Source organism: Roseomonas acroporae, from assembly GCF_023223525.1.
Lineage (GTDB): Bacteria > Pseudomonadota > Alphaproteobacteria > Acetobacterales > Acetobacteraceae > Roseomonas_E > Roseomonas_E acroporae.
This window is the reverse complement of the sequence record NZ_JALPRX010000095.1, coordinates 35586-59206: the sequence shown is the minus strand read 5'-3', so window position 1 is coordinate 59206 and position 23621 is coordinate 35586. Positions and strand designations below refer to the sequence as shown.

The 23621-nt window shown below is 69.9% G+C and carries 24 protein-coding genes; 11 read left to right on the top strand and 13 right to left on the bottom strand.

Features of this window, described 5'->3' with window-relative positions; translation table 11 throughout:
• Positions 1-172: 172 nt before the first annotated feature.
• On the bottom strand, positions 173-748 hold the full coding sequence (locus tag M0638_RS20640; RefSeq protein WP_248668896.1) for a peroxidase-related enzyme: 576 nt from the start codon (positions 746-748) through the stop codon (positions 173-175).
• Between the two features lie 51 nt (positions 749-799).
• Here M0638_RS20640 and M0638_RS20635 point away from each other — a divergent pair, with 51 nt between their 5' ends.
• The gene (locus M0638_RS20635; RefSeq protein WP_248668895.1) at positions 800-1282 is read left to right on the top strand and encodes a nucleoside deaminase; all 483 of its coding nucleotides are present in this window, start codon (positions 800-802) and stop codon (positions 1280-1282) included.
• 239 nt (positions 1283-1521) lie between these two features.
• Here M0638_RS20635 and M0638_RS20630 read toward each other — a convergent pair whose 3' ends face one another.
• Entirely contained in the window at positions 1522-2517 is a 996-nt protein-coding gene (locus M0638_RS20630) for a tripartite tricarboxylate transporter substrate binding protein (protein WP_248668894.1), read from the bottom strand.
• A gap of 184 nt (positions 2518-2701) precedes the next feature.
• Complete coding sequence (gene mntR / locus M0638_RS20625) at positions 2702-3160, bottom strand: manganese-binding transcriptional regulator MntR (RefSeq protein ID WP_248668905.1); 459 nt, start codon at positions 3158-3160, stop codon at positions 2702-2704.
• Between the two features lie 115 nt (positions 3161-3275).
• Between mntR and M0638_RS20620 the strand changes: the two genes are divergently transcribed.
• From M0638_RS20620 to M0638_RS20595, 5 genes are all read left to right on the top strand, one after another.
• Positions 3276-3707, top strand: coding sequence for an energy transducer TonB (locus tag M0638_RS20620; RefSeq protein WP_248668893.1), 432 nt, complete (start codon positions 3276-3278; stop codon positions 3705-3707).
• 203 nt (positions 3708-3910) lie between these two features.
• Complete coding sequence (locus M0638_RS20610) at positions 3911-5197, top strand: Nramp family divalent metal transporter (RefSeq protein ID WP_248668892.1); 1287 nt, start codon at positions 3911-3913, stop codon at positions 5195-5197.
• 213 nt (positions 5198-5410) lie between these two features.
• The gene (locus tag M0638_RS20605) at positions 5411-6775 is read left to right on the top strand and encodes a carbohydrate porin (RefSeq protein WP_248668891.1); all 1365 of its coding nucleotides are present in this window, start codon (positions 5411-5413) and stop codon (positions 6773-6775) included.
• Between the two features lie 73 nt (positions 6776-6848).
• Positions 6849-7550, top strand: a complete 702-nt coding sequence (locus M0638_RS20600; protein ID WP_248668890.1) for a glutathione S-transferase — start codon at positions 6849-6851, stop codon at positions 7548-7550.
• Positions 7551-7660: 110 nt separating this feature from the next.
• The gene (locus M0638_RS20595; protein ID WP_248668889.1) at positions 7661-8677 is read left to right on the top strand and encodes an MBL fold metallo-hydrolase; all 1017 of its coding nucleotides are present in this window, start codon (positions 7661-7663) and stop codon (positions 8675-8677) included.
• 37 nt (positions 8678-8714) lie between these two features.
• Here the strand turns inward: M0638_RS20595 and M0638_RS20590 are convergent, their stop codons facing one another.
• The 4 genes from M0638_RS20590 to M0638_RS20575 form a co-directional block, all read right to left on the bottom strand.
• Positions 8715-10412: a GGDEF domain-containing protein gene (locus M0638_RS20590; RefSeq protein ID WP_248668888.1), complete on the bottom strand. Its 1698-nt coding sequence runs from the start codon at positions 10410-10412 to the stop codon at positions 8715-8717.
• Positions 10413-10557: 145 nt separating this feature from the next.
• On the bottom strand, positions 10558-11835 hold the full coding sequence (gene purD / locus M0638_RS20585; protein WP_248668887.1) for a phosphoribosylamine--glycine ligase: 1278 nt from the start codon (positions 11833-11835) through the stop codon (positions 10558-10560).
• 301 nt (positions 11836-12136) lie between these two features.
• Complete coding sequence (locus tag M0638_RS20580; protein WP_248668886.1) at positions 12137-12505, bottom strand: type II toxin-antitoxin system RelE/ParE family toxin; 369 nt, start codon at positions 12503-12505, stop codon at positions 12137-12139.
• Entirely contained in the window at positions 12505-12783 is a 279-nt protein-coding gene (locus M0638_RS20575; protein ID WP_248668885.1) for a ribbon-helix-helix domain-containing protein, read from the bottom strand. Before M0638_RS20575 ends, M0638_RS20580 begins: the two co-directional genes overlap by 1 nt.
• 111 nt (positions 12784-12894) lie before the next feature.
• On the opposite strand from M0638_RS20575, the gene xseA reads away from it, so the two are divergent.
• The 3 genes from xseA to M0638_RS20560 all read left to right on the top strand — a co-directional run bounded on the left by xseA (position 12895) and on the right by M0638_RS20560 (position 16230).
• Positions 12895-14373 (top strand): exodeoxyribonuclease VII large subunit, encoded by a 1479-nt coding sequence (gene xseA / locus M0638_RS20570; protein WP_248668884.1) that lies wholly within the window; start codon positions 12895-12897, stop codon positions 14371-14373.
• Entirely contained in the window at positions 14370-15347 is a 978-nt protein-coding gene (locus M0638_RS20565; RefSeq protein WP_248668883.1) for a M23 family metallopeptidase, read from the top strand. Before xseA ends, M0638_RS20565 begins: the two co-directional genes overlap by 4 nt.
• Positions 15348-15537: 190 nt before the next feature.
• Positions 15538-16230 carry a hypothetical protein gene (locus M0638_RS20560; protein ID WP_248668882.1) on the top strand — a complete coding sequence of 231 codons (693 nt, stop codon included), beginning with the start codon at positions 15538-15540 and terminating at the stop codon, positions 16228-16230.
• 194 nt (positions 16231-16424) lie between these two features.
• Here M0638_RS20560 and M0638_RS20555 read toward each other — a convergent pair whose 3' ends face one another.
• On the bottom strand, positions 16425-17405 hold the full coding sequence (locus M0638_RS20555) for an acyl-CoA desaturase (RefSeq protein ID WP_248668881.1): 981 nt from the start codon (positions 17403-17405) through the stop codon (positions 16425-16427).
• Between the two features lie 374 nt (positions 17406-17779).
• Here M0638_RS20555 and M0638_RS20550 point away from each other — a divergent pair, with 374 nt between their 5' ends.
• The gene (locus tag M0638_RS20550) at positions 17780-19051 is read left to right on the top strand and encodes a tyrosine-type recombinase/integrase (protein ID WP_248668880.1); all 1272 of its coding nucleotides are present in this window, start codon (positions 17780-17782) and stop codon (positions 19049-19051) included.
• Between the two features lie 265 nt (positions 19052-19316).
• Positions 19317-20543: a Fic family protein gene (locus tag M0638_RS20545; protein WP_248668879.1), complete on the top strand. Its 1227-nt coding sequence runs from the start codon at positions 19317-19319 to the stop codon at positions 20541-20543.
• A 197-nt stretch (positions 20544-20740) separates the two neighbouring features.
• On the opposite strand, the gene M0638_RS20540 is transcribed toward M0638_RS20545, so the two are convergent.
• The 5 genes from M0638_RS20540 to M0638_RS20520 all read right to left on the bottom strand — a co-directional run bounded on the left by M0638_RS20540 (position 20741) and on the right by M0638_RS20520 (position 23596).
• Entirely contained in the window at positions 20741-21163 is a 423-nt protein-coding gene (locus tag M0638_RS20540) for a hypothetical protein (protein ID WP_248668878.1), read from the bottom strand.
• Positions 21164-21282: 119 nt separating this feature from the next.
• Complete coding sequence (locus M0638_RS20535) at positions 21283-21510, bottom strand: oxygenase MpaB family protein (protein WP_248668877.1); 228 nt, start codon at positions 21508-21510, stop codon at positions 21283-21285.
• A gap of 238 nt (positions 21511-21748) precedes the next feature.
• Positions 21749-22117 (bottom strand): H-NS histone family protein, encoded by a 369-nt coding sequence (locus tag M0638_RS20530; RefSeq protein WP_248668876.1) that lies wholly within the window; start codon positions 22115-22117, stop codon positions 21749-21751.
• Between the two features lie 201 nt (positions 22118-22318).
• A complete protein-coding gene (locus tag M0638_RS20525) occupies positions 22319-22981 on the bottom strand; it encodes a hypothetical protein (protein WP_248668875.1) in 663 nt (220 codons plus the stop codon).
• Positions 22982-23128: 147 nt separating this feature from the next.
• Entirely contained in the window at positions 23129-23596 is a 468-nt protein-coding gene (locus tag M0638_RS20520) for a hypothetical protein (RefSeq protein WP_248668874.1), read from the bottom strand.
• Positions 23597-23621 lie beyond the last annotated feature (25 nt).

Below are 23621 nucleotides of genomic sequence, written 5' to 3'. Positions count from 1 at the left end.
CGCGCCGCCCTGCCGCCGGCCCGCTGCGCCGTGGGGGTGGCGCGGGGGCGTCGGGGCGGCATGATGCCGCCCGGCAGCGCCGTTGCCGCGGCCCGATCGGCGGGTGGCGGGGCGGTGGGCCGCGGCGCGATCCGGGCGATCGGTTCCGCGGCGGGTTCTCCCGCCGATCGTGTCAGCCGCGGCCCATCGCGTAGAATTCGTCGTTGGGGCGCAGGCTGGTGGCGTTGGCGAGGCGGTTGGACATGCCGAAGAAGGCGGCGATGGCGGCGATGTCCCAGACCTCGTCGGCGGTGAAGCCGTGCTGCTCCAGCGCGGCGCGGTCCTCGGGGCCGATCTCGTTGGCGGCCTGGGCGACCTTCATCGCGTAGCCGAGCATCGCCTTCTGGCGCGGGGTGATGTCGGCCTTGCGCCAGTTGGCGGCGACCTGGTCGGCGATCAGCGGGTTCTTGGCGCGGACGCGCAGGATCGCGCCGTGCGCCACGACGCAGTACTGGCACTGGTTGGCGATGGAGACGGCGACGACGATCATCTCGCGCTCGGCGGCGGTGAGGCCGGTCCTCTTGTCCATCAGCGCGTCGTGGTAGGCCATGAAGGCCCGGAATTCCTCGGGGCGGTAGGCCAGCATCAGGAACACGTTGGGGATGAAGCCCGACTTCTCCTGCACCTTGAGGATGCGCGCACGGATGTCCTCCGGCAGCTCGGCGAGGGGCGGGACGGGGAAGGCGCTGATCGGCCTGTCGGTGCTCATGCGGTCGGTTCCTCCGATGGGTGTCGCAGGCGCGCAGCATAGGGCAGGGGCATGAGGGGCGGCGAGACGGGGGCGGGCCGGCGGGGGGGCGACGAGCCGCCGATCGCGCTGGCGCTGGCCGAGGCGCGGGCGGCCGGGGCGCGCGGCGAGGTGCCGGTGGGGGCGGTGGTGACGGATGCCGCTGGGCGGGTGCTGGCGTGCGCGGGCAACGAGGTGGAGGCGCGGCGGGACCCCTCGGCGCATGCCGAGATGCTGGCGCTGCGCGCGGCGGCGGCGGCGCGGGGCGACAAGGTGCTGCCGGACTGCACGCTGACGGTGACCCTGGAGCCGTGCCCGATGTGCGCGCAGGCGGCTTCCTTCTTCCGGGTGCGGCGGGTGGTGTTCGGCGCCTACGACCCGAAGGGCGGCGGGGTGGAGCACGGGCCGCGGCTGTATGCGTCGGCCGCCTGCCACCACGCGCCGGAGGTGGTGGGCGGGGTGCGGGAGGGCGAGGCGGGGGCGCTGCTGCGGGCGTTCTTCGCGGGGCTGCGGTAGGGGCGGGGGCGCTGGCTTACGGGGCGGCGCCGTGTCGGCCCGGGGGAGGACCGCGTCAGGGCCAGGGTGCGGGGCGGCATGGCGCGCGGGGTCGGCGGGGCGGCCCGTGCGCCGGGCCGGAGAGGCATGCCGGCCATGGGAGCGCCAGCGGAGCATGAGTGGGCGGCACCCTGCCTGCCGCCGCCGCCGGCCCGGGCCGGCCGGGGCGTGGCCGGCCGGGCGGCGCGATCCCGCGGGCGCTACAGGCGCAGCCCGAGGCGCCGGATCGTCGCGCGCTCGGTCTCGTATTGCTGCCTGGCGGCGGCCGCGTAGTCCTCCGGCCCGAGATAGGCCACCTCCATGTCGTAGCGGTCGAGGATCGCGAGGTGCGAGGGGTCGAACAGCGCCTCCTTCAGCGCGGCGTGCAGCACGCGCACCGTCTCGGGGCTCAGCCCCTTCGGCCCGGCGAGGCCGAAGGGCGAGGTGGAGACGAGATCGACGCCGCTCTCGCGCAGCGTCGGCACCTCGGGGAAGCGCTTCGCGCGCTCGGCGCCCCAGGTGACCAGCAGCCGCAGCTGGCCGTCCTGCACGAGCTGGGCCCAGCCGCTCGAATCCGCCATCACGTCGATCTGGCCGGCGAGCAGCGCCGTCATGTTCTCGGCGACGCCCCGGAAGGGGACGTGCGTCCAGTCGATGCCGCGCATCCCCGCGATCTGCTCCATGGTGATGTGCAGCGAGGTGGCGACGCCCGGCGTGCCGTAGTTGATCTTGCCCGGATTGGCCTTCGCGTCGTCCAGCAGCTCGCCGAAGGTCTTCCAAGGCGCGTCGGGGCGCACCGCGACGCCGAACAGGTAGCCGGTGAGCTGGATGACCCAGGTGAAGTCCGTCATCGGGTCGAAGGGCGGCCGCTGCGCCATGACGGGGTAGCGGAACACCGGCGCCGGCATCTGCGCCAAGGTGTGGCCGTCGGGCCGCTCGGTCAGCAGCGCCTGCGCGGCGAGGATGCCGCCTGCGCCGGGCTTGTTCTCGATCACCACCGGCTGGCCGAAGCGGCGCGCCGCCGCCTCGCCCAGGGCGCGCATCTGCACGTCCGTGGTGCCGCCGGCGCCGTAGGGCACCAGCAGGCGCACCGGCCGGTTCGGGAAGGCGGGCTGGGCCAGGGCGGGGCGGAGCAGGGCGGGGGCGGCCAGGGGAGTGGCCAGGGCGGCGCCGCCCAGCGCAAGGAAATTGCGTCGGCGGGTCGGATGTTGTGGCATCGAGATGGTTCTCCCCTGGACGGACGCCCGTGAACGGTCGTGGTGCAGGGCCAGTACCCCGGTGGGGCACGGTGGTCAAAGGCACGGTGGTCAAAGGCACGGTGGTCAAAGGCACGGTGGTCAAAGGCACGGTGGTCAAAGGCACGGGGGCGTGTGGCGCGGCGCCGGCAGGCCGGGGCCGGCGTCAGCCCTCGCGCCTGAGGAAGTGGCGGAAAGCGGCGAGGGTGGCGTCGCTGACGTGGTGCTCGATGCCCTCGGCGTCGGTCTCGGCCACCTCCCGCGGCACGCCGACGGCGCAGAGCAGGTCCACCACCAGCCGATGGCGGGCGCGCATCCGCTCGGCCAGCAGGCGGCCTGACTCGGTCAGGAACACGCCGCGATAGGGCTTGGCGCTCGCCAGCCCCTCGCGCTTGAGGCGCGCGATCGCCTTGATCGCCGAGGCGTGGCTGACGCCGAGGCGGCGCGCGATGTCGATCGCCCGTGCCTCGCCCTCGGCGGCGATCAGGTCGTCGATCAGCTCGACATAGTCCTCCAGCAGCGCGCCGGCGCGGGCCTTGCGCGCCTGGGCGTGCCGGGTCGCCTGTTCGGCCGGCGGCGGCTCCGTGCCGCGCTGCTCCGCTGCCGCCTGTTCTGCCTCTGTCACCACGCGACCGGTCCCGGCCTCCGATACCGTCATCATCGGCCACCATTATGGCGCCTGCGACGCCGCTTGCCCAAATGTAGCCTCGGATTCATTTTGCTGAATGGGTGACTGATTCGTGCCGGGGGGCGATGATGGGGACGGGGCAGCAGGATGGTGTCGCGGCAGGATCGGGGCGCTCCGGGCGCCGCCTGGCGGCCGGCTGCGTGAAGGCCCTGGCCGGGGGGCACCGCACCGCCCGCCGGGCCGTCCGCTGGACAGCCCGCTGCGGGGCGGACGACCGGCCTGGCTGGGGCGGCTGGAGCGCGCCATCCCGTGGCCGGACCCGGCGCTGCCGGAGGAGCTGCGCCGCCTCTATCTCGGCGCCGCGCGGGTGCTGCGCTTCGCCGTGGCGCCGGGCAGCGCCCGCGCCGAGATCGCCGTGCCCGGCCCCGGCCCGAGGCTCGACGCGGCAGTGCTGGGCGGGGTGCGGGGCTGGCGGTGGTTCCCGGCGCTGGAGGGCGGCCGGCCGGTGGCGGCGACGGTGGAGGTGCGGCTGCTGATCCGCTGATCCGCGGCCGGTGCCCCGCCGGTCCCCGCCGCGGCCGGGGGCGCGGGGGCTTTGCCCGGGCGCGGACAACACCATGTACCGGAAGTGATCCCTAGGCTACATTGTCGCGCCGCCACCAAGCCGCTGTCGGGTGCATGCTGAAGCGAGTCGATTCCGCCGAGAGTCCCCCGGTCCCCGCCGCGTCCGCTCCACCCGATCCGTCGATGGGCAGCCTGCCGGAAGTGCACCGCTCCGTTCCGGTCGGCGCGACGGGGGGCTGGGTGCGGCGGCTGCTGGCCTTCTCGGGGCCGGGCTACCTGGTCGCGGTGGGCTACATGGACCCGGGCAACTGGGCGACCGCGCTCGCCGGCGGCTCGGCCTTCGGCTACACGCTGCTCTCGGTGGCGCTGCTCTCCTCGCTGATGGCGATGCTGCTGCAGGCGCTCTCGGCGCGCCTCGGCATCGCCACCGGGCGCGACCTCGCCCAGCTCTGCCACGACCGCTACCCGCGCCCGGTCGGCGTCGCGCTCTGGGCGATGGCGGAGCTGGCGATCTGCGCGACCGACCTCGCCGAGCTGATCGGCACGGCGATCGCGCTGCAATTGCTGTTCGGCATCCCGCTCGTGGTCGGCGTGCCGCTGACGGCGCTCGACGCGATGCTGCTGCTCTGGCTCCAGCACAAGGGCATGCGCTGGCTGGAGGCGGTGGTGATCGCGCTGCTGGTGCTGATCGCGGCCTGCTTCGCCTTCCAGATCGCGGCGTCGAGCCCGGACTGGGGCGCGGTGCTGCGCGGCTACCTGCCGGCGGCCTCCGTCGTGACCGACCCGAGGCAGCTCTACCTCGCCATGGGCATCATCGGCGCCACGGTGATGCCGCACAACCTGTACCTGCACACCGCCGCCGTGCAGTCCCGCGCCTACCCGGAGAGCACCGCCGGGCGGCGCGAGGCGATCCGCTTCGCGACGGCCGATTCCTGCATCGCGCTGACGCTGGCGCTGCTGGTCAACTCCTCGATCCTGATCGTCGCGGCGGCGGTGTTCCACACGGGCGGCCATACCGAGGTGGCCGAGATCCAGGACGCCTACCAGCTCCTGGTGCCGCTGCTGGGCGGCGGCGCGGCGACGCTGTTCGCCGTGGCGCTGCTGCTCTCCGGCCTCAATTCCACCGTCACCGCGACCATGGCCGGGCAGGTGGTGATGGAGGGCTTCCTGCGCATCCGCCTGCCGCCGGTGCTGCGGCGGCTGATCACCCGGCTGCTCGCCATCATCCCGGCCATCGTCGTCGCCTTCCTCTACGGCGAGAGCGGCACGGCGGAGCTGCTGGTGCTGTCGCAGGTGGTGCTCTCGCTGCAACTGCCCTTCGCCGTGCTGCCGCTGGTGATGTTCGTCACCGACCGGCGCCGCCTCGGCACGCTGGCGGCGCCGCGCTGGCAGGCGGTGCTGGGCTGGGTCTCGGCGGCGCTCGTCGTGGTGCTGAACGTCAAGCTGCTGGCGGACATGCTGGCCGGCTGACGCGGGGCGCGGGCGGGGCGGCGGCGCTGGCGTAGGGCACGGGAAGCGGCCGGGATGTTTCTTCGAGTTGTCACGGACCTGGCGCCGCGCGCCGGTTCCGCTTCCGACATGGCCGACGCTAAACCCCGGGCCATGGTCAGCCGACGCCGCGCCCGAATCGCCCCCCGTTCCGCCGCCTTCGGCGTTGGGCTGACCTTGGGACTGGCCCTCGGGTTGGCCCTGACGCCGGCGGCCCCGGCCCGGGCGCAGTCCACCGCGCGCGGCGCCGCCGCCCTGCCCAGCGCCGACCTCGGCGACGCGATCTTTCCCGATCTGGAGGCGCGGCGCGCGGCGCTGGAGGCGCAGGGCTGGCTGCTCGGCGGCCAGGCCACCGCCATCCTGCAGGGCAATGCCGGCTTCGCCTCGCCCTACCGGGCGGCGGGATCGCTGCACCCGGCGCCACTGGCGCGCAACACCTTCTCGGCCGACATCACGATCGGGCGGCGGCTGTGGCAGGGGGCGGAGGTGGTGGTCGATGCCCAGACCAGCCAGGGCTTCGGCATCTCCAACAGCACCGGCGTCGCCGCCTTCCCCAACGGCGAGGCCTTCCGGCTCGGCACCAACTACCTCGCGGGCTACTTCCCGCGCGCCTTCTTCCGCCAGACCATCGCCCTCTCCGACGTCCGCATCCCGACCGAGGAGCTGGACAACGACCCGCTGCGCTTCCGCGAGCCGCTGCCGCGCGACCGGCTGACCATCACCGCCGGCAAGCTCTCGCTCTACGACATCTTCGACGACAACAGCTACGCGCACGACCCGCGCACCCAGTTCATGAACTGGGCGCTGGTGGGCGGCGCGGGCGTCGATTTCGCGGCGGATGCGCGCGGCTACACCAACGGCGTGGCGGTGGAGCTGGAGAACGGCACCTGGGCGCTGCGCACCGGCGCCTTCCAGGTGGCGCGGCGGATCAACGGCCTCAGCCTGGATCCGCAGCCCTTCCGCGGCTACCAGGCGCTGGCCGAGCTGACGCGCTACTTCCACGTCAACGACCGGCCCGGGGCGGTGCGGCTGCTCTACGGCTACAGCCGCACCCGCTCGCAGAACTGGGACGAGCTGCTGGCCGGCGACATCACCGACACCGCCATCAACCCGACCGGCGGCTACCGGCCCAAGCACATGCTGCTGCTCAATGCCGAGCAGAGGCTGACGCGCGACCTCGGCGCCTTCGTGCGGCTCTCCTGGAACGACGGGCGCGCGCAGAACTGGATGTTCACCGAGATGGACAACGCCGTCTCCGCCGGCCTGTCGTTGAACGGCCGGCCCTGGGAGCGGCCGGGGGACACGGTGGGCACGGCGTTCAACTCGGGCGGCATCTCGCGCAGCCACCGGCGCTTCCTGGAGGCGGGCGGCATCGGCTTCATCACCGGCGACGGCCGGCTGACCTACGGGCGCGAATTCATCTGGGAGACCTACTACGACGCCCGGCTCGCGCCCGGCATCAACGCGGCGGCGGACTACCAGCTCGTCGTCAACCCCGCCTACAACCGGGACCGCGGCCCGGTCTCGGTGTTCGCGCTGCGGGTGCGCGCGGCCTTCTGACCGCGCGCGGCCGGAACGGTCCGCAACGCCGGCTGCCCCGCGCCGTTATGCGGCGAAAAGGGGAGAGGCCGGCATGACCTACGATCTCTGGTACTGGGACGGGATACCCGGGCGCGGCGAGTTCGTGCGCCTCGCCCTGGAGGCGGGCGGCATCCGCTACCGCGACCGCGCCCGCGAGTCCGAGGAGGCGCTGATGGCCGATCTCGGGCGCGAGCGCGAGCGGCCACCCTTCGCGCCCCCCTACCTCGTCGCCGGCGACCTCGTCATCGGGCAGACCGCCAACATCCTGCTCTTCCTCGGCGAGCGGCACGGGCTGGCGCCGGAGGACCAGGCGGGGCGGCTCTGGGTGAACCAGCTCCAGCTCACCATCATGGACCTCGTGGCCGAGGCGCACGACGTGCACCACCCCGTCGCCGTCGAGCGGTACTACGAGGACCAGAAGGGGCCGGCGCTGCTGCGCGCGAGGAGCTTCCGCGAGCACCGGATGCCGAAATTCCTCGGCTGGTTCGAGCGCGTGCTGGAATGGCAGGGGCGCTGGCTGGCGGGCGGCGGCCGCTGGAGCTACGCGGACCTGTCGCTGTTCCAGGTGGTGGAGGGGCTGCGCTTCGCCTTCCCGAGGCGCATGGCGACGCTGGAGCCGAAGCTGGGCCGGGTGGTGGCGCTGCACGAGGCGGTGGCGTCGCTGAACGCGCTGCGGGAGTACCTGTCGAGCGACCGGCGGCTGCCCTTCGGCGACGGCATCTTCCGGCACTATCCGGAGCTGGACGGGGACTGACCGGGCGCGCCCCGTCCGGCGCGGCGCCCGGCAGGTTTCCGCTTGTGGGGCACTCGCCTTCCGGTGGTAACGTCGCCGCCGTCGGGACGAGAAGCTCCCCGGAGGAAACCATGCCAAGCATCTCTCGCCGGGCCCTGCTCGGCGCGTCGGCGGCCGCCGTCGGCCTCTCGCTGCTGCCGCCGGGCCTCGCCACCGGTGTCGCCGAGGCGCGCGCGCCGATGCGCGAGGACCTGCCGCCGGCCTGGTACCGATTCCGAATCGGCGACTACCAGGCGACGGTGATCTCCGACGGGCGGCTGCCGCTCGGCAAGCCGGAGCCGGCCTTCCCCGCCTCGCCGCCCGAGCAGATCAACGCGCTGATGCGCGGCGCCTTCCTGCCGACGGACGCGGCCAACCTGGAGCAGAACGCGCTGGTGCTGAACACCGGCAGCCAGCTCATCCTGTTCGACACCGGCATGGGCGAGAGCATGGGGCCGGCGAGCCAGATGTTCGGCCCCACCACCGGCCGGCTGATCCGCAACATGCGCGCCGCCGGCATCCAGCCGGAGCAGATCGACCTCGTGGTGCTGACCCACGCGCATTGCGACCATTGCTGGGCGCTGGTGGACGCGCAGGGCAACCGCAACTTCCCCAACGCGCAGGTGGCGATCACCGAGACCGACCTGAAATTCTGGACCGACGACGCCAACAAGCGCGGCCCGGAATTCATGACCGCCTTCATCGACGGCGCGAAGAAGAACCTCGGCGCCTACCGCGACCGCATGGTGATGGTGCGCGACGGGCAGGAGGTGGCGCCGGGCGTCCTCGCCCTCGCCAGCCCCGGGCACACGCTCGGCCACAGCTGCTACGCCATCACCTCGAACGGGCGGACGGTGGTCAACACCGGCGACCTCGCGCACCACCACGTCCTGCTGCTGCGCCAGCCGCTCTGGGAATTCTCCTTCGACACCGACCCGAAGCTCTCCGCCCGCACCCGCGCCCGCATGCTCGACCGGCTGGCGACGGACCGGACGGCGGTGCTCTCCTACCACTTCCCCTGGCCGGGCCTCGGCCACGTCGCCAGGGCCGGCGAGGGCTACGACTGGATCCAGGCGCCGATGGACGTGACGGAGGTCAGCCAGCTCTGAACCGCGGCCGGCGGGCGCCGGGCCGCGGGCGTCACTGTCAGGGCGAGGCCACGCGCGTGGCGTTGCGGCCCGCCGCCTTGGCCTCGTAGAGGGCGGCGTCGGCCCGGCGCACCAGCGTGGTCCAGTCGTGCGCGCCGAAGGCGAGGCCGATGCTGACGGAGACGGCGACCCGGGCCTCCTGGTCCGGCAGCCCGATCGGCCGCGCGCAGATGTCGTGGCGCAACGCCTCCGCCTTGGCGGTGGCGTCGGCCGGCGAGGGGAAGGCCGCCAGGGCCGCGAACTCGTCGCCGCCGAAGCGGGCGACGGTGCCGGACCCGCCGAACGCGTCGCGCAGCCGGCATGCCACGGCGCGCACCACGTGGTCGCCGGCCAGGTGCCCGTGCCGGTCGTTGATGGACTTGAAGCGGTCGATGTCGACGAGGAGCAGGCAGGCCGTCGCCATCCGGTCGGGCGAGGTGCCGAGCGCGACGGCCGCCTGCTCCAGCGCGGCGCGGTTCGGCAGGCCGGTCAGGCTGTCGGTCGCCGCGATCTGCCGCAGCTCGTGGATCAGCCGGCGGCGCTGCCGCATCCGTTCCCGCAGCACCCTGATGGCCGTGAAGAGCTGCGCAATCTCGTTCATGGCGGCGGGTGGAGCGCTGCCCTCGTCGGGCTCGTCCAGGGCGACGGCGAGCACCTCGTCGCGGGCCCGCAGCAGGGGGCGGAACAGGTGGCGCTCGACCTGCACGACGGCGAGCATGGCGAGGCCGATCAGGGCGAGCGCCATGGCCGAGAGCGCCGCGAGGCGGAGCACCGCCGCGCGGCGCTTCGCGGCGAGGCTCGCCGCCGCCGCGTCGATCGCCGCCGACTGGAGGCGCAGCACGGGGCCGAAGGTGGCGACGAAGCGTTCGGTGAAGGCCGCGGCGGTCAGGCCGTAGCCGCTGCCCGACAGGCCCTGCGCGATCATCGCGTCGACGAGCCCGAGCCCGTCGCCGAGGAACCGGCGCTCCACCTCGGCGCGCATCCGGCGCAGCCTGGCGGGATCGGCCAGCAGGTCGTCCGGCATGGCCGAGAGGCGCCAGAGCGCCGCGAGCTGGCCGCGCGTCGTCCGGGAGGCGGCGAGGCTGGCCGCCGGCATCGGCTGCCGCAGGGCGATCGGCGCGATGACGTTGGAGCCGGCGCGCCCGGCCTGCTCGCGCAGGTCCATGAGCGCGGTGCCGGCGAAGACCGCCGGGAACAGCGCCTCGTCCCGCGCGACGAGGCTCGCCGCGGCGACGTCGACCACCTCGCGGAAGCCGTCCCAGGCACCGAACATGGCGGCGACCGCCTGCTCGAACCCGGCCAGGGTGCGCCCGGCGTGCGGGGTGGCGCGGACCCGGTCCACCTCCAGGCGGGCGGCGGCCAGGGCGCGCCGGGCGCCGGCCAGCAGCGCCGCCTCCCGGCCGGGCAGGGGGCGGGCCTCGATCGCGGCCAGGGCGGCATCGACCTGCCGGCGCTGCGAATCGAGCGCCGCGGACGGATCGGCGTCGGCGTCGGTGGCGGCCATGCCGGCGTTCGCCGGGCCGCGCTCGGCGGAGAGGGCGTTGGCGGCGTCGAGCAGCGCGCGGAAGCCGCGCAGCTCCTCCTGGGTCCGGATCGACAGGCGGTAGTCGTGGTACGACTGCCCGATCGGGATCGCCGCCAGCATCAGCAGGCAGAGGGTGACGGCCCCGGCCATGGTCCGGAAGCGCCAGGTCAACTGTTTCGTGACCGATCGCATGGCCTGGTCATCCGGCCGGAAGATTGCGGCCCGGCTCCCCGGGAACCGTCCCGGGTGGGAGTTGTATGTTGGCGAACTACTTCATGCCAGCGAAGAAACATCACCGGTTCGATCCGTCCCGGCCGGCCTGCCCCGCCCGCCCCGCTCAGCCCGCCCCGCCCAGCGCGCGCCAGCCGATGTCGCGGCGGCAGAAGCCTTCCGGCCAGTCCAGCGCGTCCACCGCCGCGTAGGCGGCGTCGCGCGCCGCGCGCAGGGTGGGGCCGGTGGCGGTGATGCCGAGGACGCGGCCGCCCGTGGCCACCACCGCGCCGTCGCGCCGCGCCGTGCCGGCGTGGAACACCTCGACGCCGTCGATGGTGGCGGCGCGGTCGAGGCCGCCGATCACGGTGCCCTTCGCGTAGGGGCCGGGGTAGCCGGCGGCGGCCATCACCACGACGATGCTGTGCACCGGCTCCCAGCGCAGGTCGATGTTGGCCAGCTCGCCGTCGCAGGCGGCGAGGAGGGCGGCGAGCAGGTCCGAGCGCAGCCGCACCATCAGCGCCTGGCATTCGGGATCGCCGAAGCGGACGTTGTATTCGAGCAGCTTCGGGCCCTCGGCGGTGAGCATCAGCCCGGCGAAGAGCACGCCGCGGAAGGGGGTGCCGCGGCGGGCCATCTCGGCCAGGGTGGGGCGGATGCAGCTGGCCATCACCTGCGCCTGGAGCTCGGGCGTGAAGGCGGGGGGCGGGGAGTAGGCGCCCATGCCGCCGGTGTTGGGGCCGGTGTCGCCCTCGCCGACGCGCTTGTGGTCCTGCGCGGCGCCGAGCGGCAGGGCGGTCTCGCCGTCGCAGAGGGCGAAGAAGGAGATCTCCTCGCCGGCGAGGCATTCCTCGATCACCACGGTGGCGCCGGCGGTGCCGTGGACGCGGCTTTCCATGATCCCGGCGATGGCGTCCTCCGCCTCCTCGACGGTCGTCGCCACCACCACGCCCTTGCCGGCGGCGAGGCCGTCCGCCTTGACCACGATGGGGGCGCCCTGGGCGCGGATGTAGGCGCGGGCGGCCTCGGGGTCGTCGAAGCGTTGCCAGCGCGCGGTGGGGGCGCCGGCGGCGTCGGCGACCTCCTTCATGAAGCTCTTGCTGCCTTCGAGGCGCGCGGCGGCGGCGGAGGGGCCGAAGCAGCGGATGCCGGCGCCGGCGCAGGCATCGGCGAGGCCGAGGGTGAGCGGGGCCTCGGGGCCGGCGACCACGAGGTCCACCTGCTGCTCGCTGGCGAAGGCGAGGAGGGCGGGGACGTCCTCGGCGGGGATGGGGACGCACTCTGCCAGGGCGGCGATGCCGGCGTTGCCGGGGGCGCACCAGAGCTTCGTGAGCAGCGAGGAGGCGGAGAGCGCCCAGGCCAGCGCATGCTCGCGCCCGCCGCCGCCGACCAACAGCACCCGCATGGTTTCCGCCTCCGTGTTCGCGATGGGCGGGGCTTAGCACGGGTTGGGGGCGGGGGGAGGGTGGGGGCGGCGGGCCGGGGGGCAGGGGTGGGAGGCAGGATTCCGGACACGGGGCGCGGCAGACCGCCAGTCATCGGCCTGCCATCGATTTCCGGGAACAGCCCCGGACCGACCTGTGCAGACTTCTGCAAGCGCTGAGCCGTTGATCTGAATGCCTTCGGGCGACGGTGCAGAATTCTTTATTTTTGCTTCATTAGCGGAAGTAGGATTTTACTGTCCAAGTATCTGCTGTCCACCCGCGTCAACGCCGGTCGTTCGTCCTCACAATCATCCGGGCAGCGCGGGAGAGCACCATGCGGTCGTGGACCAGGCCCAGGACTTCGACAACGCCGTCCGCCGCCAGGCGATAGACGACAAGGTGGCGGGGATTCGTGACGCGGTGTGACAGCTCGACCCATCGCCGTCCCAGTCGGGTCGGGTAGGCACGAACGCCTGCGAGGCCGGGCACCTCGACCGATCCGATCAGGCACGGCTCCTTCCCGAGGGCGGCCATGACCGCCAGGATCAACCGGCCGTACCGGCCTGCCGCCTCCAGGCCGTGATCGCGCGCGCTGTCGAGGAGGAGGGCGTCGATCTGGTCTTCCGCCGTCCTGGCAAGGCGGTAGGCCACTATCCGCCGGCAGGGAGGCGGGACCGGAGCCGCGCCATCATCTCGTCCAGCAGCCGTCGCTCGTCATCGGGCGTTGCCACCGTGCGGTGGCGGCCGGCGTCGATGTCGGCCGAGCCGGCCTCGATGGTCCGCCGAAGCTCGTCCTCCTCCGCGGCCGTTTCGTCGATCAGGCGCATGACGGCCTCCTCCAGGAACGCCGTCGGGCTGGCGGCCCTGCCCTCGGCCACCTGTCGCTCGATCGCGTGCTGAAGCTCGTCGGAGAGCTGGATGACGCCCATGCGGAACCTCCGGGGCCGAACATAGCGCCCATCGCAGCAGATGTCGCCCAGGGCGCACCCGGGGCTTGGCCCGCGCTGGGCGCCGCCCCCCGCCCGCCCTAAGCTCCCGCGATGGACACGCTGCCACCCCCGGAGTCGCGCTCCAACCTGCCCGAATACGCGGTCTCGGAGCTTTCCGGCGCCATCAAGCGCACGCTGGAGGGCGCCTTCGGGCGCGTGCGGGTGCGCGGCGAGATCACGGAGATGAAGCGGTATCCGTCGGGGCACATCTACCTCTCGCTCAAGGATGCCGGCGCCAAGCTGGAGGCGGTGATCTGGAAGGGCGCGGTGCGCACGGTGGGGCTCGCGCCCGAGAACGGCGTCGAGGTGATCGCGACGGGGCGGGTGACGACCTATGCCGACCGCTCCAAGTACCAGCTCTCCATCGAGCGGCTGGAATATGCGGGCGAGGGCGCGTTGCTGGCGCGCATCGAGGCGCTGCGCCAGCGCCTGCTGGCCGAGGGGCTGTTCGACGAGGGCCGCAAGCGCCGCCTGCCGCTGCTGCCCGAGGTGATCGGCGTGGTGACCTCCGAGCGCGGGGCGGTGTTCCACGACATCCGCACCACGCTGGCGCGGCGCTTCCCGCGGCGGCTGATCCTGTGGCCGGTGCCGGTGCAGGGGCCGGAGGCGGCGGGGCGCATCGCGGCGGCGATCGCGGGGTTCGATGCCCTGCCCGAAGGCGGGCCCGTGCCGCGGCCGGACGTGCTGATCGTGGCGCGCGGCGGCGGCTCGCTGGAGGACCTGATGGCCTTCAACGAGGAGCCGGTGCTGCGCGCCGCCGCCGCCTGCCGGATCCCGCTGATCTCGGCGGTCGGGCACGAGACGGACACGACGCTGATCGACCACGTCTCCGACCGCCGCGCGCCGACGCCCACCGCCGCCGCCGAGATGGCGGTGCCGGCGCGGCTCGACCTGCTGGCCGAGGTGGCGCATCGCGGCGCGCGGCTGACCCGGGCGGCGCAGGCGGCGCTGGAGCGGGCGCGCTTCCGGCTGGTGCAGGCCGAGCGGCACCTGCCGGACCTGCCGGGGATGCTGGCCACGGCGCGGCAGCGGCTGGACGACCGCGCGGAGCGGCTGGCCGGCGCGAGGCTGGCGCTGGTGGAGCGGCGGCGCGCCGCGCTGGACCGGCTGGCGGCACGCCTGCCGCACCCGCGCGAGGTGCTGGCCGATGGCCGGGGGCGGCTCGGCCGGCTGGGCGAGCGGCTGGACGCGGCCTGGCGGCGCGGCGCCGAGACGCGGCGCGGCGCGCCGGCGCTGCTGCGGTTCAACGACGCGCCGCTGCGGGCGACGCTGCGCGAGGCGCGGACGCGGCTGGAGGCGGCCTCGGCGCGGCTGGAGAGCGTCTCCTACCAGGCCGTGCTGGCGCGCGGCTTCGCGCTGGTGCGCGACGCCGAGGGCGAGCCGGTGATGCAGGCGGCGGCGGTGAGGCCCGGGCAGGGGCTCAGCCTCGCCTTCGCGGACGGGACCGTCGCCGTGGTGGCCGAGGGATCGGGGCGGGCCGCGCGGGGGCGCCGGCGGCCGCCGGCGCCGGAGCAGGAGGCGCTGCTGTGAGCGGGGGCGGGGCGATGCCGCCGCCGGCTCCGGTGGCTTCGGACGGGGCGCCGGGCGCGCCGCCCTCCGGTCCGTCGGGCCATGCGTCCTGCCTCTCCCCGGTCGCGCCCCGGGCGCGGCTGCTGGGGCGGCGCGCCGCGCTGCTCGGCTTCGCGTCGCTGGCCGGCTGCGCCCGGGATGCCGGCACGGCCGCCGCCGCGCCGGAGCCGGCGCAGGACGGCGCGCCGGCCGGCACGGTCTCCTGGCGCGGCGAGCCGGCGCAGGGGGGGCTGCTGATCGGCCATGCGCCGCCGGGCACGCGGCTGACTCTCGACGGGCGGCCGGTGCGGGTGGGGGCGGATGGCAGCTTCGTCTTCGGCTTCGGCCGCGACGCGGTGCCGGAGGCCGTGCTGGTGATCCGGCCGCCGCGCGGGGCCGCCGAGACCCGGCGCCTCGCCGTCGCGCCGCGCCAATGGCAGGAGCAGCACCTGTCGGGCCTGCCCGGCCGGATGGTGACGCCGAACGCCGCGGAGCTGGAGCGCATCCGGGCGGAGCAGGCGAAGCTCAACGCGCTGCGGCGCACGGACAGCCCGGAGGCCTGGTTCGCGGCGGGCTTCGACTGGCCGGCGCGCGGGCGGATCAGCGGCGTCTACGGCAGCCGCCGGATCCTGAACGGGCAGCCGCGCGCGCCGCATCTGGGGCTGGACGTGGCGGTGCCGGTGGGCACGCCGATCCAGGCCTCGGCCACCGGGCGCGTGCTGCTGGCCGAGGACCTCTACTTCACCGGCAACACGGTGATCCTGGACCATGGCCACGGCGTCGGCACGCTGCACGCGCATCTCTCGCGGATGGATTGCGCGGTGGGGCAGCGCCTGGAGCGTGGCGAGACGCTGGGGCTTTCCGGCGCCACCGGGCGGGTGACCGGGCCGCACCTGCATTTCGCGATGAACTGGTTCGGCACGGCGGTGGACCCGCGGCCGCTGCTGCCGGGGTGAGCCGCGCCGGCGGCGCGGGCCGGCCCGCACGGATCCCGGGCCCTCCCCGCGGCCGCGCCTGGCGGAACCTTCCTGCGGCCGTTCGTCGGCCCGGTGGCGCCGAGGGCGCGATCGCCATACGTTCCTGAATTTTCTTGACCGGAACGAAACTTCGGTGGACCTGTAGGAAGGCCGGGACGGAGGTCGAGCCATGCCGCCCGTTCTGCTGGACAAGGTGGATCAGCCGGTTGCCCTGAAGGGCTACGTCAAGCGCGACCTCCTGCTGCACGTCTCGGGCGCCGGGGTCGGCCTGCCGCTGGCGGAGTACCGGTTCTTCCTGGTCTGGATGACCATGTACTACGACCGGGTCTACACGATCCCCGTGGAGAACAGGGGCCCCCTCCTGCCGCGCTGCCTGCGCCCGGACCCGACGGGCATCATCCACGTCAGGGACTGCTACTGGAACCTGCTGGAGGGCGGCATCCTGGGCGTCTCCGCCTTCGCCGCCGCCTCCTCCGACCTGCCGGACCTGACTGCCTCCACGCCCTACACCTGCCGCACCCACGGCAACACGCTGCTCTTCTACGCGGAGCCGATCACGGCGCAGGGCAGCGAGACGACGCAGTGGAGCGGCAGCGAGACGGCGAGGGGCAGCGTGGTGACGATCGGCAGCAACCGCGGGCGGACCGGCAAGTGGGATGGCGGCCTGCGGGCCGGCACGGACAGCACCCCGATGGGCGGCGGCTTCAACGCGGGGTTCGAGATCTCGAGCGGTTCCTCGACCGCGAACCAGGCGCCGTCGCGCGAGGCGAACTACACCGCCGGCCGGCAGGTGACGACGCCGACCGAGATCGCCCAGCGGCTGCGGGTCATCCAGCGCGCGCGGCCGGTGCCGACGAACTGAGGGCCTGCCCGGGCGGCCCGCGGTCGGTCCGGCGGGTCCTCCGCCCGCTTGGGCAGGGCCGGGGCCTCGGCACGAAGCGCCGCGCCGGCGGCCCCTTCTTTCCGGCGCGACGGATCCCTCGCCGGCCCGCCCTGCCGGTCATCCGGACAGACGCCGGGTCGGCGCGCGAGGCCGGGGCCCGGTGGCGGCGGGTGTCAGGGCGGGGCGGGGCGCGCGCGCCGGCGCGGCCCGGCGATGTTGCCGGCGAGGCCGAGCCGGCCCATCAGGCGGATCGTGAGCCAGGTCACGTCCAGCTCCCACCAGCGGTGGCCGTGGCGGGCGGAGCGCGGGTCGGCGTGGTGGTTGTTGTGCCAGCCTTCGCCGTTGGAGATCAGCGCCACCAGCACGTTGTTGCGGCTGTCCTCGCCGGTCTCGTGGCTGCGGTAGCCCCAGAGATGCGAGGCGGAGTTCACCGACCAGGTGATGTGCCAGACCAGCACGGTGCGCACGAACACGCCCCAGACCAGCAGGCTGGCACCGAATTGCGCCGAGGCGGCGACGCTCCAGCCCGCGAGCAGGCCCGCCGCGAGGCCGGCGCCGTAGAAGGCGAGCCAGGAGGCGAGGTTGATCCAGCCGTAGCTGCGCTCCAGCCGGCGCTGGAAGCGGTCGCGCACGATGTCCTTGGCGTAGCGCTCGTAGATGTGGAGGCGGGCGAGGTCGGCGTTCTCCACCAGCATCCAGCCGACATGGCTCCACAGGAAGCCGGCGAGCGGGCTGTGCGGGTCCGGGCGTTCGTCGGCGTGCTCGTGGTGGCGCCGGTGCACCGCCACCCAGCGGGCCGGCGCGTCCTGCAGGCAGCAGACGCCGAGGATCGCGAGCACCCGTTCCACCGGGCGTGGCACGACGAGGCCGCGATGGGTCAGCAACCGGTGGTAGTAGAGGTTGATGCCCAGCGTGCCGAACACGTAGAGGCCGAGCACCGCCAGCGCCACGCCGGTCCAGCTGAAGAACCAGGGCAGGAAGGCCAGCAGGGCGAGAAGGTGGTAGAGGGCGACCGGGATGGCGTAGCGCCAGACGATCCGCCGGCGGTCCACCGCGGCCGGGAGCGCCAGGCGCCGCCGGATGGCCGGGCGCGCGCCCGACGCCAGCGATGCCGGCAGGGAGGGATGGCCGCTGCCGGTTTGCCGTTCGTTCATGGCGGGGGGTGCTAGCATGGATCGTCCCGCCAGGGCATGGCGGGATGCCGTCGATGCCGCAATCGGCATCGGGTTCAGGCCGGTGCCGGGACAGGCGGGGCCGCGCAGGGCGGTCGCGATGCGCCCCAGGGGCGGGGGCGAGGAATGGCTGGTGTGCCCGCCGGGACTCGAACCCGGGACCCCATGATTAAAAGTTAGGGATCCTGCCTACCGCATATCGGCCTAAGCAACGATCTCTCGGGCAGTTTTATCGGTTTCTCAGTCTCTTAGAATACACCGGAGCATCCTGCTGTATCTCAGCATCGCGCCGAATTTGTGCCCCCGCTGTGCCCCCACGTAAAATCGGGGGCACATCCTGATTCGGCTGGAGCACCATGCGACGCGACCTGACGGATGCGTTCCTGCGCGCCCTTACCCCTCCCGCGTCCGGTCGGCTGGAAATACGCGACGCCAGGGTGATTGGGCTTGTTCTGCGCCTGACTGCCGAGGGCAGGGCGACCTGGAGCATTCGGACGCGCACCAGGGATGGGAAACAGACCCGCCCGACGATCGGCACCTGGCCCGCCATGGGCATCGCGGAGGCGCGCCGGACAGCGCAGGCGCGGCTCGTTGAGGTGCAGCGGGGAGGGGACCCGGTCGCCGAGGCTCAAGCTGCGCGATCGGCCCGCAAGGCGAAAGCAGCAGAGCAGTCGGTCGCGGATCGGATCCAGGAGTGGATCAGGGCTCGGGAGCGGGATCGGGTCAAGCCGCTCGCCCACACCACCGTGGCGCAGTACCGCAGCATGCTGACCAACGAGGTGGTGCCAAAGCTCGGCAAGCTGCCGCTCCGGGACACCACGCGGGAACAGTGGGCGGGCATTGTTGCAGCCAAGCGCCGCGGAGCTCCGGCAACGGCGGCTCTGCTGTATCGAACCATCTCGTCGTTTCTCAGCTATGCCGAGGCCCATGGTTGGATCCCCATACATCTGTTGCCACGCAAGGGGGCGGCGACACTGGCGCCGGCAGTGTCGTCGCGATCCCGAGTACTGACCGATTCAGAGCTGCAAGCCATCTGGCGTGCTGCCGATCGCCAAGGCCCAAAGCCGCGCGCTTTCGTTCATCTGCTGATCCTGACCACTGCGCGCCGTACCGAGGTTGCCGACATCGCAACCGGAGAAGTGGATTTGGCTTCCGGTCATTGGACCATTCCGAAGGAGCGAGCCAAGAACGGACAGGCCATCACCTTACCGCTTTCCGACCTGGCTCTGGTCGCTCTGCGCGCCGTTTGGCCGGAGCACGGTGAAAGGGCAGGAACAGGATGGCGCTTGCTCGGCCGGATCCGGGGTTCCGGCTTTCAGGGGTGGAGCAAGTTGAAGCAGCGCATCGACGCTGCATCAGGTGTGACGGGTTGGCGCTGGCACGACCTGCGCCGCACCGCCCGCACCGGCATGGCCAGGATCGGGGTGCCGCGGGAGCACGCCGAGCTGGCTATCAACCACATCTCCGGCCGGACGAAGCTGGAGCGGACCTACGACCGGCACGACTACGGGCCCGAGATCCTGGCGGCCGTGGGGCGCTGGCAGGCGCACTTGGCGGGGCTGGTCGCGCCGCAGCCGAGCGCCGAGGTGGTGCCGCTCGCCTCCCGCAAGCCGCCCCGGAAGGCCTGACCAGCTCTTCCGGCCTTCTCTTTTTCAGCCAGGTCTTACGCTGGGCGGTCGGAAGGGTCGGAAGGGTCGGAAAAGCCATTGATTTTGCTCACTTCCGACCAAGTTTGTTACGCTTACGGCCGGTCGGAAGGGTCGGAAGGTAGGGCTGATGGCGACGGCGAGCGCCCTGGAGTCAGAGCCTCCCAATGAGGAACCACATGTATCATTCACTAAGCCATGGTAGTGTCCGCCAGGATAGGACATCTTATACCCAGAATGGGCACTAATGTCCTTTGAAAACAGTGATTTGGGTTGGACAAACATGCGGACAAACGAGCGCTCATACCTCAAGACACATCCGTGGCTCACGTTCCACATAGACATGGGACGCGCTGACGCTGTCACCTGGATGGCGCTCGGTGAAATCCAAAGTAAATGCGATCACTTGGGAAACGCTTCGCTTGATCCCGAAACTGCTGCAATGCTTCACAAGATTTACTTAGTGAAGGGCATAATGGCCACTACTGCGATTGAAGGAAATACCCTTAGCGAAAGCGAGGTTGCAAAACGTATTGAGGGTCAATTAAAACTTCCCGCCTCAAAAGAGTATTTAGGAAAAGAAGTTGATAACGTTCTTAAAGCAACAAATTTTGTATTACATGAAGTAATGACACGCGAAGAGTGTAATATGTCTTCTTCAGACATCAAAAAATATCACATGCAGATCCTTGAGGGGCTTGAAGTAGATGACGCCACTATTCCGGGTAGTATTCGTGAACATCGCGTAGAAGTTGGTCGTTATAGAGGTGCGCCGCCAGAGGATTGTGAATATCTTCTTGGCCGTATGTGTGAGTGGCTAGCAAGTTCTACTTTCAACCCAACTCCTGGTCGGCATGTGGTATTTGGTGTTCTAAAAGCCATTCTTGCCCATCTCTATATAGCCTGGATTCACCCATTTGGAGATGGTAATGGGCGGACAGCTCGCCTCGTTGAAGCTCGTTTACTTCTCGAAGCTGGCGCGCCCAGCGCCGCAGCTCATCTGCTAAGCAATCACTACAATCAGACCAGGGCTGAATATTACCGGCAATTGGACAATGCGAGTAGAAGTGGTGGCGATGTAATGCCTTTTATCAAATATGCCGTCGAAGGCTTTTGTGGGCAACTCAAAGAGCAGATTAAGTTTGTTCAAAATTACCAATTTAAGGCTGTCTGGCAAAATTTCGTGCACGGCGAATTCAGGGATAAAAAATCTCCATCTGATCATCGACGTCGCCACTTGGCGCTAGCGGTGTCCGAAACTCCGGAAGGATATCCTCTAAATCAAATTAGAAGACTGACGCCCCAACTGGCTGAGCTATATGCAGGAAAAACGCTTAAGACAGTAATGAGAGATGTGAATGCCCTCATTAAAATGGGTATTATAGAGCGGTCGGGCAAAAACGTTCGGCCAGCCACCAGTAAACTTGAGGCTTTTATACCAATCCGTCGAGAGCCTAAAATCCTTTCTGCGTAGCCGATAAGTATATCTTTGGGGCTGGTGGTTGGTAACTCGCCGACCGCCAAGCTTGGCGCGTAGCACGTTCGCTTTTATTGGTGATCAAGGCGCAGCCGCTCTATCGCGCGTTACATGCTTACGCATTGATGGCTAGGATGTGTGCTGGACGCCTCAGAGATAACCATAAGCGATAGGGTGATATGGCGCCATCTAAATCAATAGAATGTCGGAAGCAGACGTTTCACAAAAAACCATAACCAGACTGCCGCAAAAGTAAGTTGTGTTCCGGCGGCAGCTTGCAATCCAAATTTAATTGGGCGTGATGGATAAGAGGTCATGCAGTCTATATTTAATTGCGCGCCCAAAATCAAATGCGTTCGCTGATTGTCGGCATCCTGTTCGGCTTTCTTCAACCAAGATAATACTTGCGCAGCTAAAATTGCCCCAACAATATCAATTGCGATAAATAGAGCAGCAACGGAGCGTGGTTTGTTCGTCGTGAAAAAACCTAGCGCCGCCAAGTTTAGTGCAAGAAACGCTGCGTACCACTTAAAGTACTCGCTAAGCACGAATTTTAGCCAATCTCGATTTTCATCAAGTTGAGCCTGTAAAACTTTTAAGGCTTGTTCATCGAGCATCGGCGGTCCTTGAGCGCAACTTCAAGCATCTGCCTATTAAGGACTCACCGAAACGTTTACTCAAGTGAGTTTGGCGCGGCGCATGGGTTTGGCAAAATAGGATGTGCAAATTTTTCCACTCAGGCCAGCAGTGCCGGGTCATCCACAGCGTAGGGCGTGCCGTCCGGCAGCGTGCCGCGTATCCGAGTATGGACGGCGCGGACACGGGCGATCGCGGCTTCCGCCTCCTCCCGGCTGTCGTAGGTGGTGGTGGCGATGAAGCGGGCCGTGCGCCGCAGCCGCCCGTGCATGTCCTCGCGCAAACGCGAATGGTCCCACACCCCGGCCAGCATGCCCGGGTGCAGCATCTGCTGCCGCATCCGGCGACGCCGCCCACCATCATCGCGCCGACGTCGCCATGCACCCGCCACGACACGGCACCGGGCCCGAACAGCCCGTCCAGGTGGCGCGCCACGGGCTGCTCGCCGCGTGCTTGGTCGTTGAACAGCGCCGTCACCGAGGCGGCGATGCGCCGCTGCCGCAGGGGCCGCTGCGGGGAGCGAGGACGGCGCGCCCGCCCCCTGGAAAGGTGCCCGACCGGAGAAATCAGGCCGCGATCCTGAACTGCTCCGGATCCTTGCCGTCGGCTTCCGCTGCCATCAGCCACTTCGGCTTGCGCCCGCGCCCGGTCCATTCCTCGCCATTCGGGCCACGATACTTCGGCTCGATGGTCTTGCCGGCATCCTTGCGCGGCTTGCGGCCTCCGCGGGCACTGTCATGGCTTTCGGGTGGGGCATAGCCGAAGAGGTCGCCGACCGAAAGGCCGAGCTGCTTGGCCCGCTCCTCCATCTCGGTCTTGAGCGCCTGGAGTGCGTCTTCGCGCTTCTCGGCGAACTTGGCCTCGGCTGCGGTAATCAGCGCTCGCAGCTCCTCGGCAGTCATGCTGTCGAGATCAATGGTTTGCTTGGTTGCCATGGGGTTAGCCTCGAATCGTATGTGGAGATATTTGCGCAGAAACCTCGCGGAGAGTAAAGGAGTGTGCTTCGAAATATCGTCCGCCTGCGATTTGGCTAATCGAATTACAGCAAGTGAGAAGCGCGACGTAATCGACCCAATCGCTTCCTGCGTAGCTGGGGTGATGCTGTCTGGCGGCATCACCGTCAGTGACACTGGCGGTCAACGTGCAGTTGTAGGAATGGCCGCAGGAATAGAGAGGACAGCAAGGTTTTTTTGAGGCGCACGAAGTAAAGCTGTTCCGCCCACCAAGCCGCCAGCAATAGCTGCGCTAAAGGAAGTAATACAGAGCGTGATTCCTAATGCCTCCAGCCTGTAAGCGCGCCTCCAAAGTTTATGGCCTCTCCTGTTGTACTCCAAAGATTGTTCCTTAGAGCCCGGGGAAATCTCTTCGCCGAAGTGGCTGTGGTACACGGCGGATTTTTCGCTTTCTGCCCACTCCGCTCCCGCATCAGAGCGAGCCTTTAAAATAAAGTAGCCGACAAAATATGCAGACGCAGAGGTCGATACCCCAAGCGCAAGCAGTGCGCCTGCCCACATCAGAGGAACCAAAACAGCATGAGCATCGAGATTGAACAAGCCTGCAATAGTGGGTAGAGCTATAGCAGCGCCAGCATTCAAACTCATGTTTGTGCGCAGCATGGCATGAGCCATTTGAATGGCTGCGGCATCGTTGGCATCTTGGATGCGTCTGTATCTGGCCTCTCGATGTTCTACCGCCTTGCGCAAATCCTCATTGGCTTTGCGCAAATCTTCTCGGCTTTTGAATACTCGTTCCAGCACCTCGTCGTCAATTTTTGAGCCTATTATATCCGTGTTTGACACAGATTTTTCCTCTCAGATTTTGCTGTTCAGAACCAACACCTGTTCCGCGCGAAGCCTTCGTGCTCGCCTTCGCCGCCGAGCTGCTGGTCGCCAGGGCGAAGGTGGAGGTCTGAACAGAACAGGCCCTTGGCGGGCCGGCGCAGAGGGCTAGAGGCCGGGCACAATTCCGGTCTGCTGGTAGACCTGGAGGCAAGCGTCACGAGCCCGAACTCCGGCGATCATTCCTTCAAGATTGAGGATCGAGCGGTTGGAGGCGCCGACCTGGGCATCAAGCATTTGCCCGCGATAGGTGCAAATCTGAATCGCGGCTTGGTCTCGCGCAGATCGTTGGGCCTGAATTTGGTTTTGCTCCTGTCCTGAAATCACGCTCCGGCGGAGGGCCTCTACGCGATCTACTAAGCGCTGATCTTCTGCGGTAATGCGTGCTGAGCGGGCACCGGCAGAAACTGGTCGGGTCCTGCCGCCAGCCCGCTCTGCCATGATATCGGCATCAATATTGGCTTCGGCGGCCTTGCGGATTTCGGCCGATAGATTAGGCGCCCGGGCAACGGCCATATCTACTAGCCGTGTTTCGCGGGCCTGCTTCTCTGTTTCGCGGCGCTGCTCCGGCGTCATCTGCGCTGTCGAAGGCGCGGCCGGT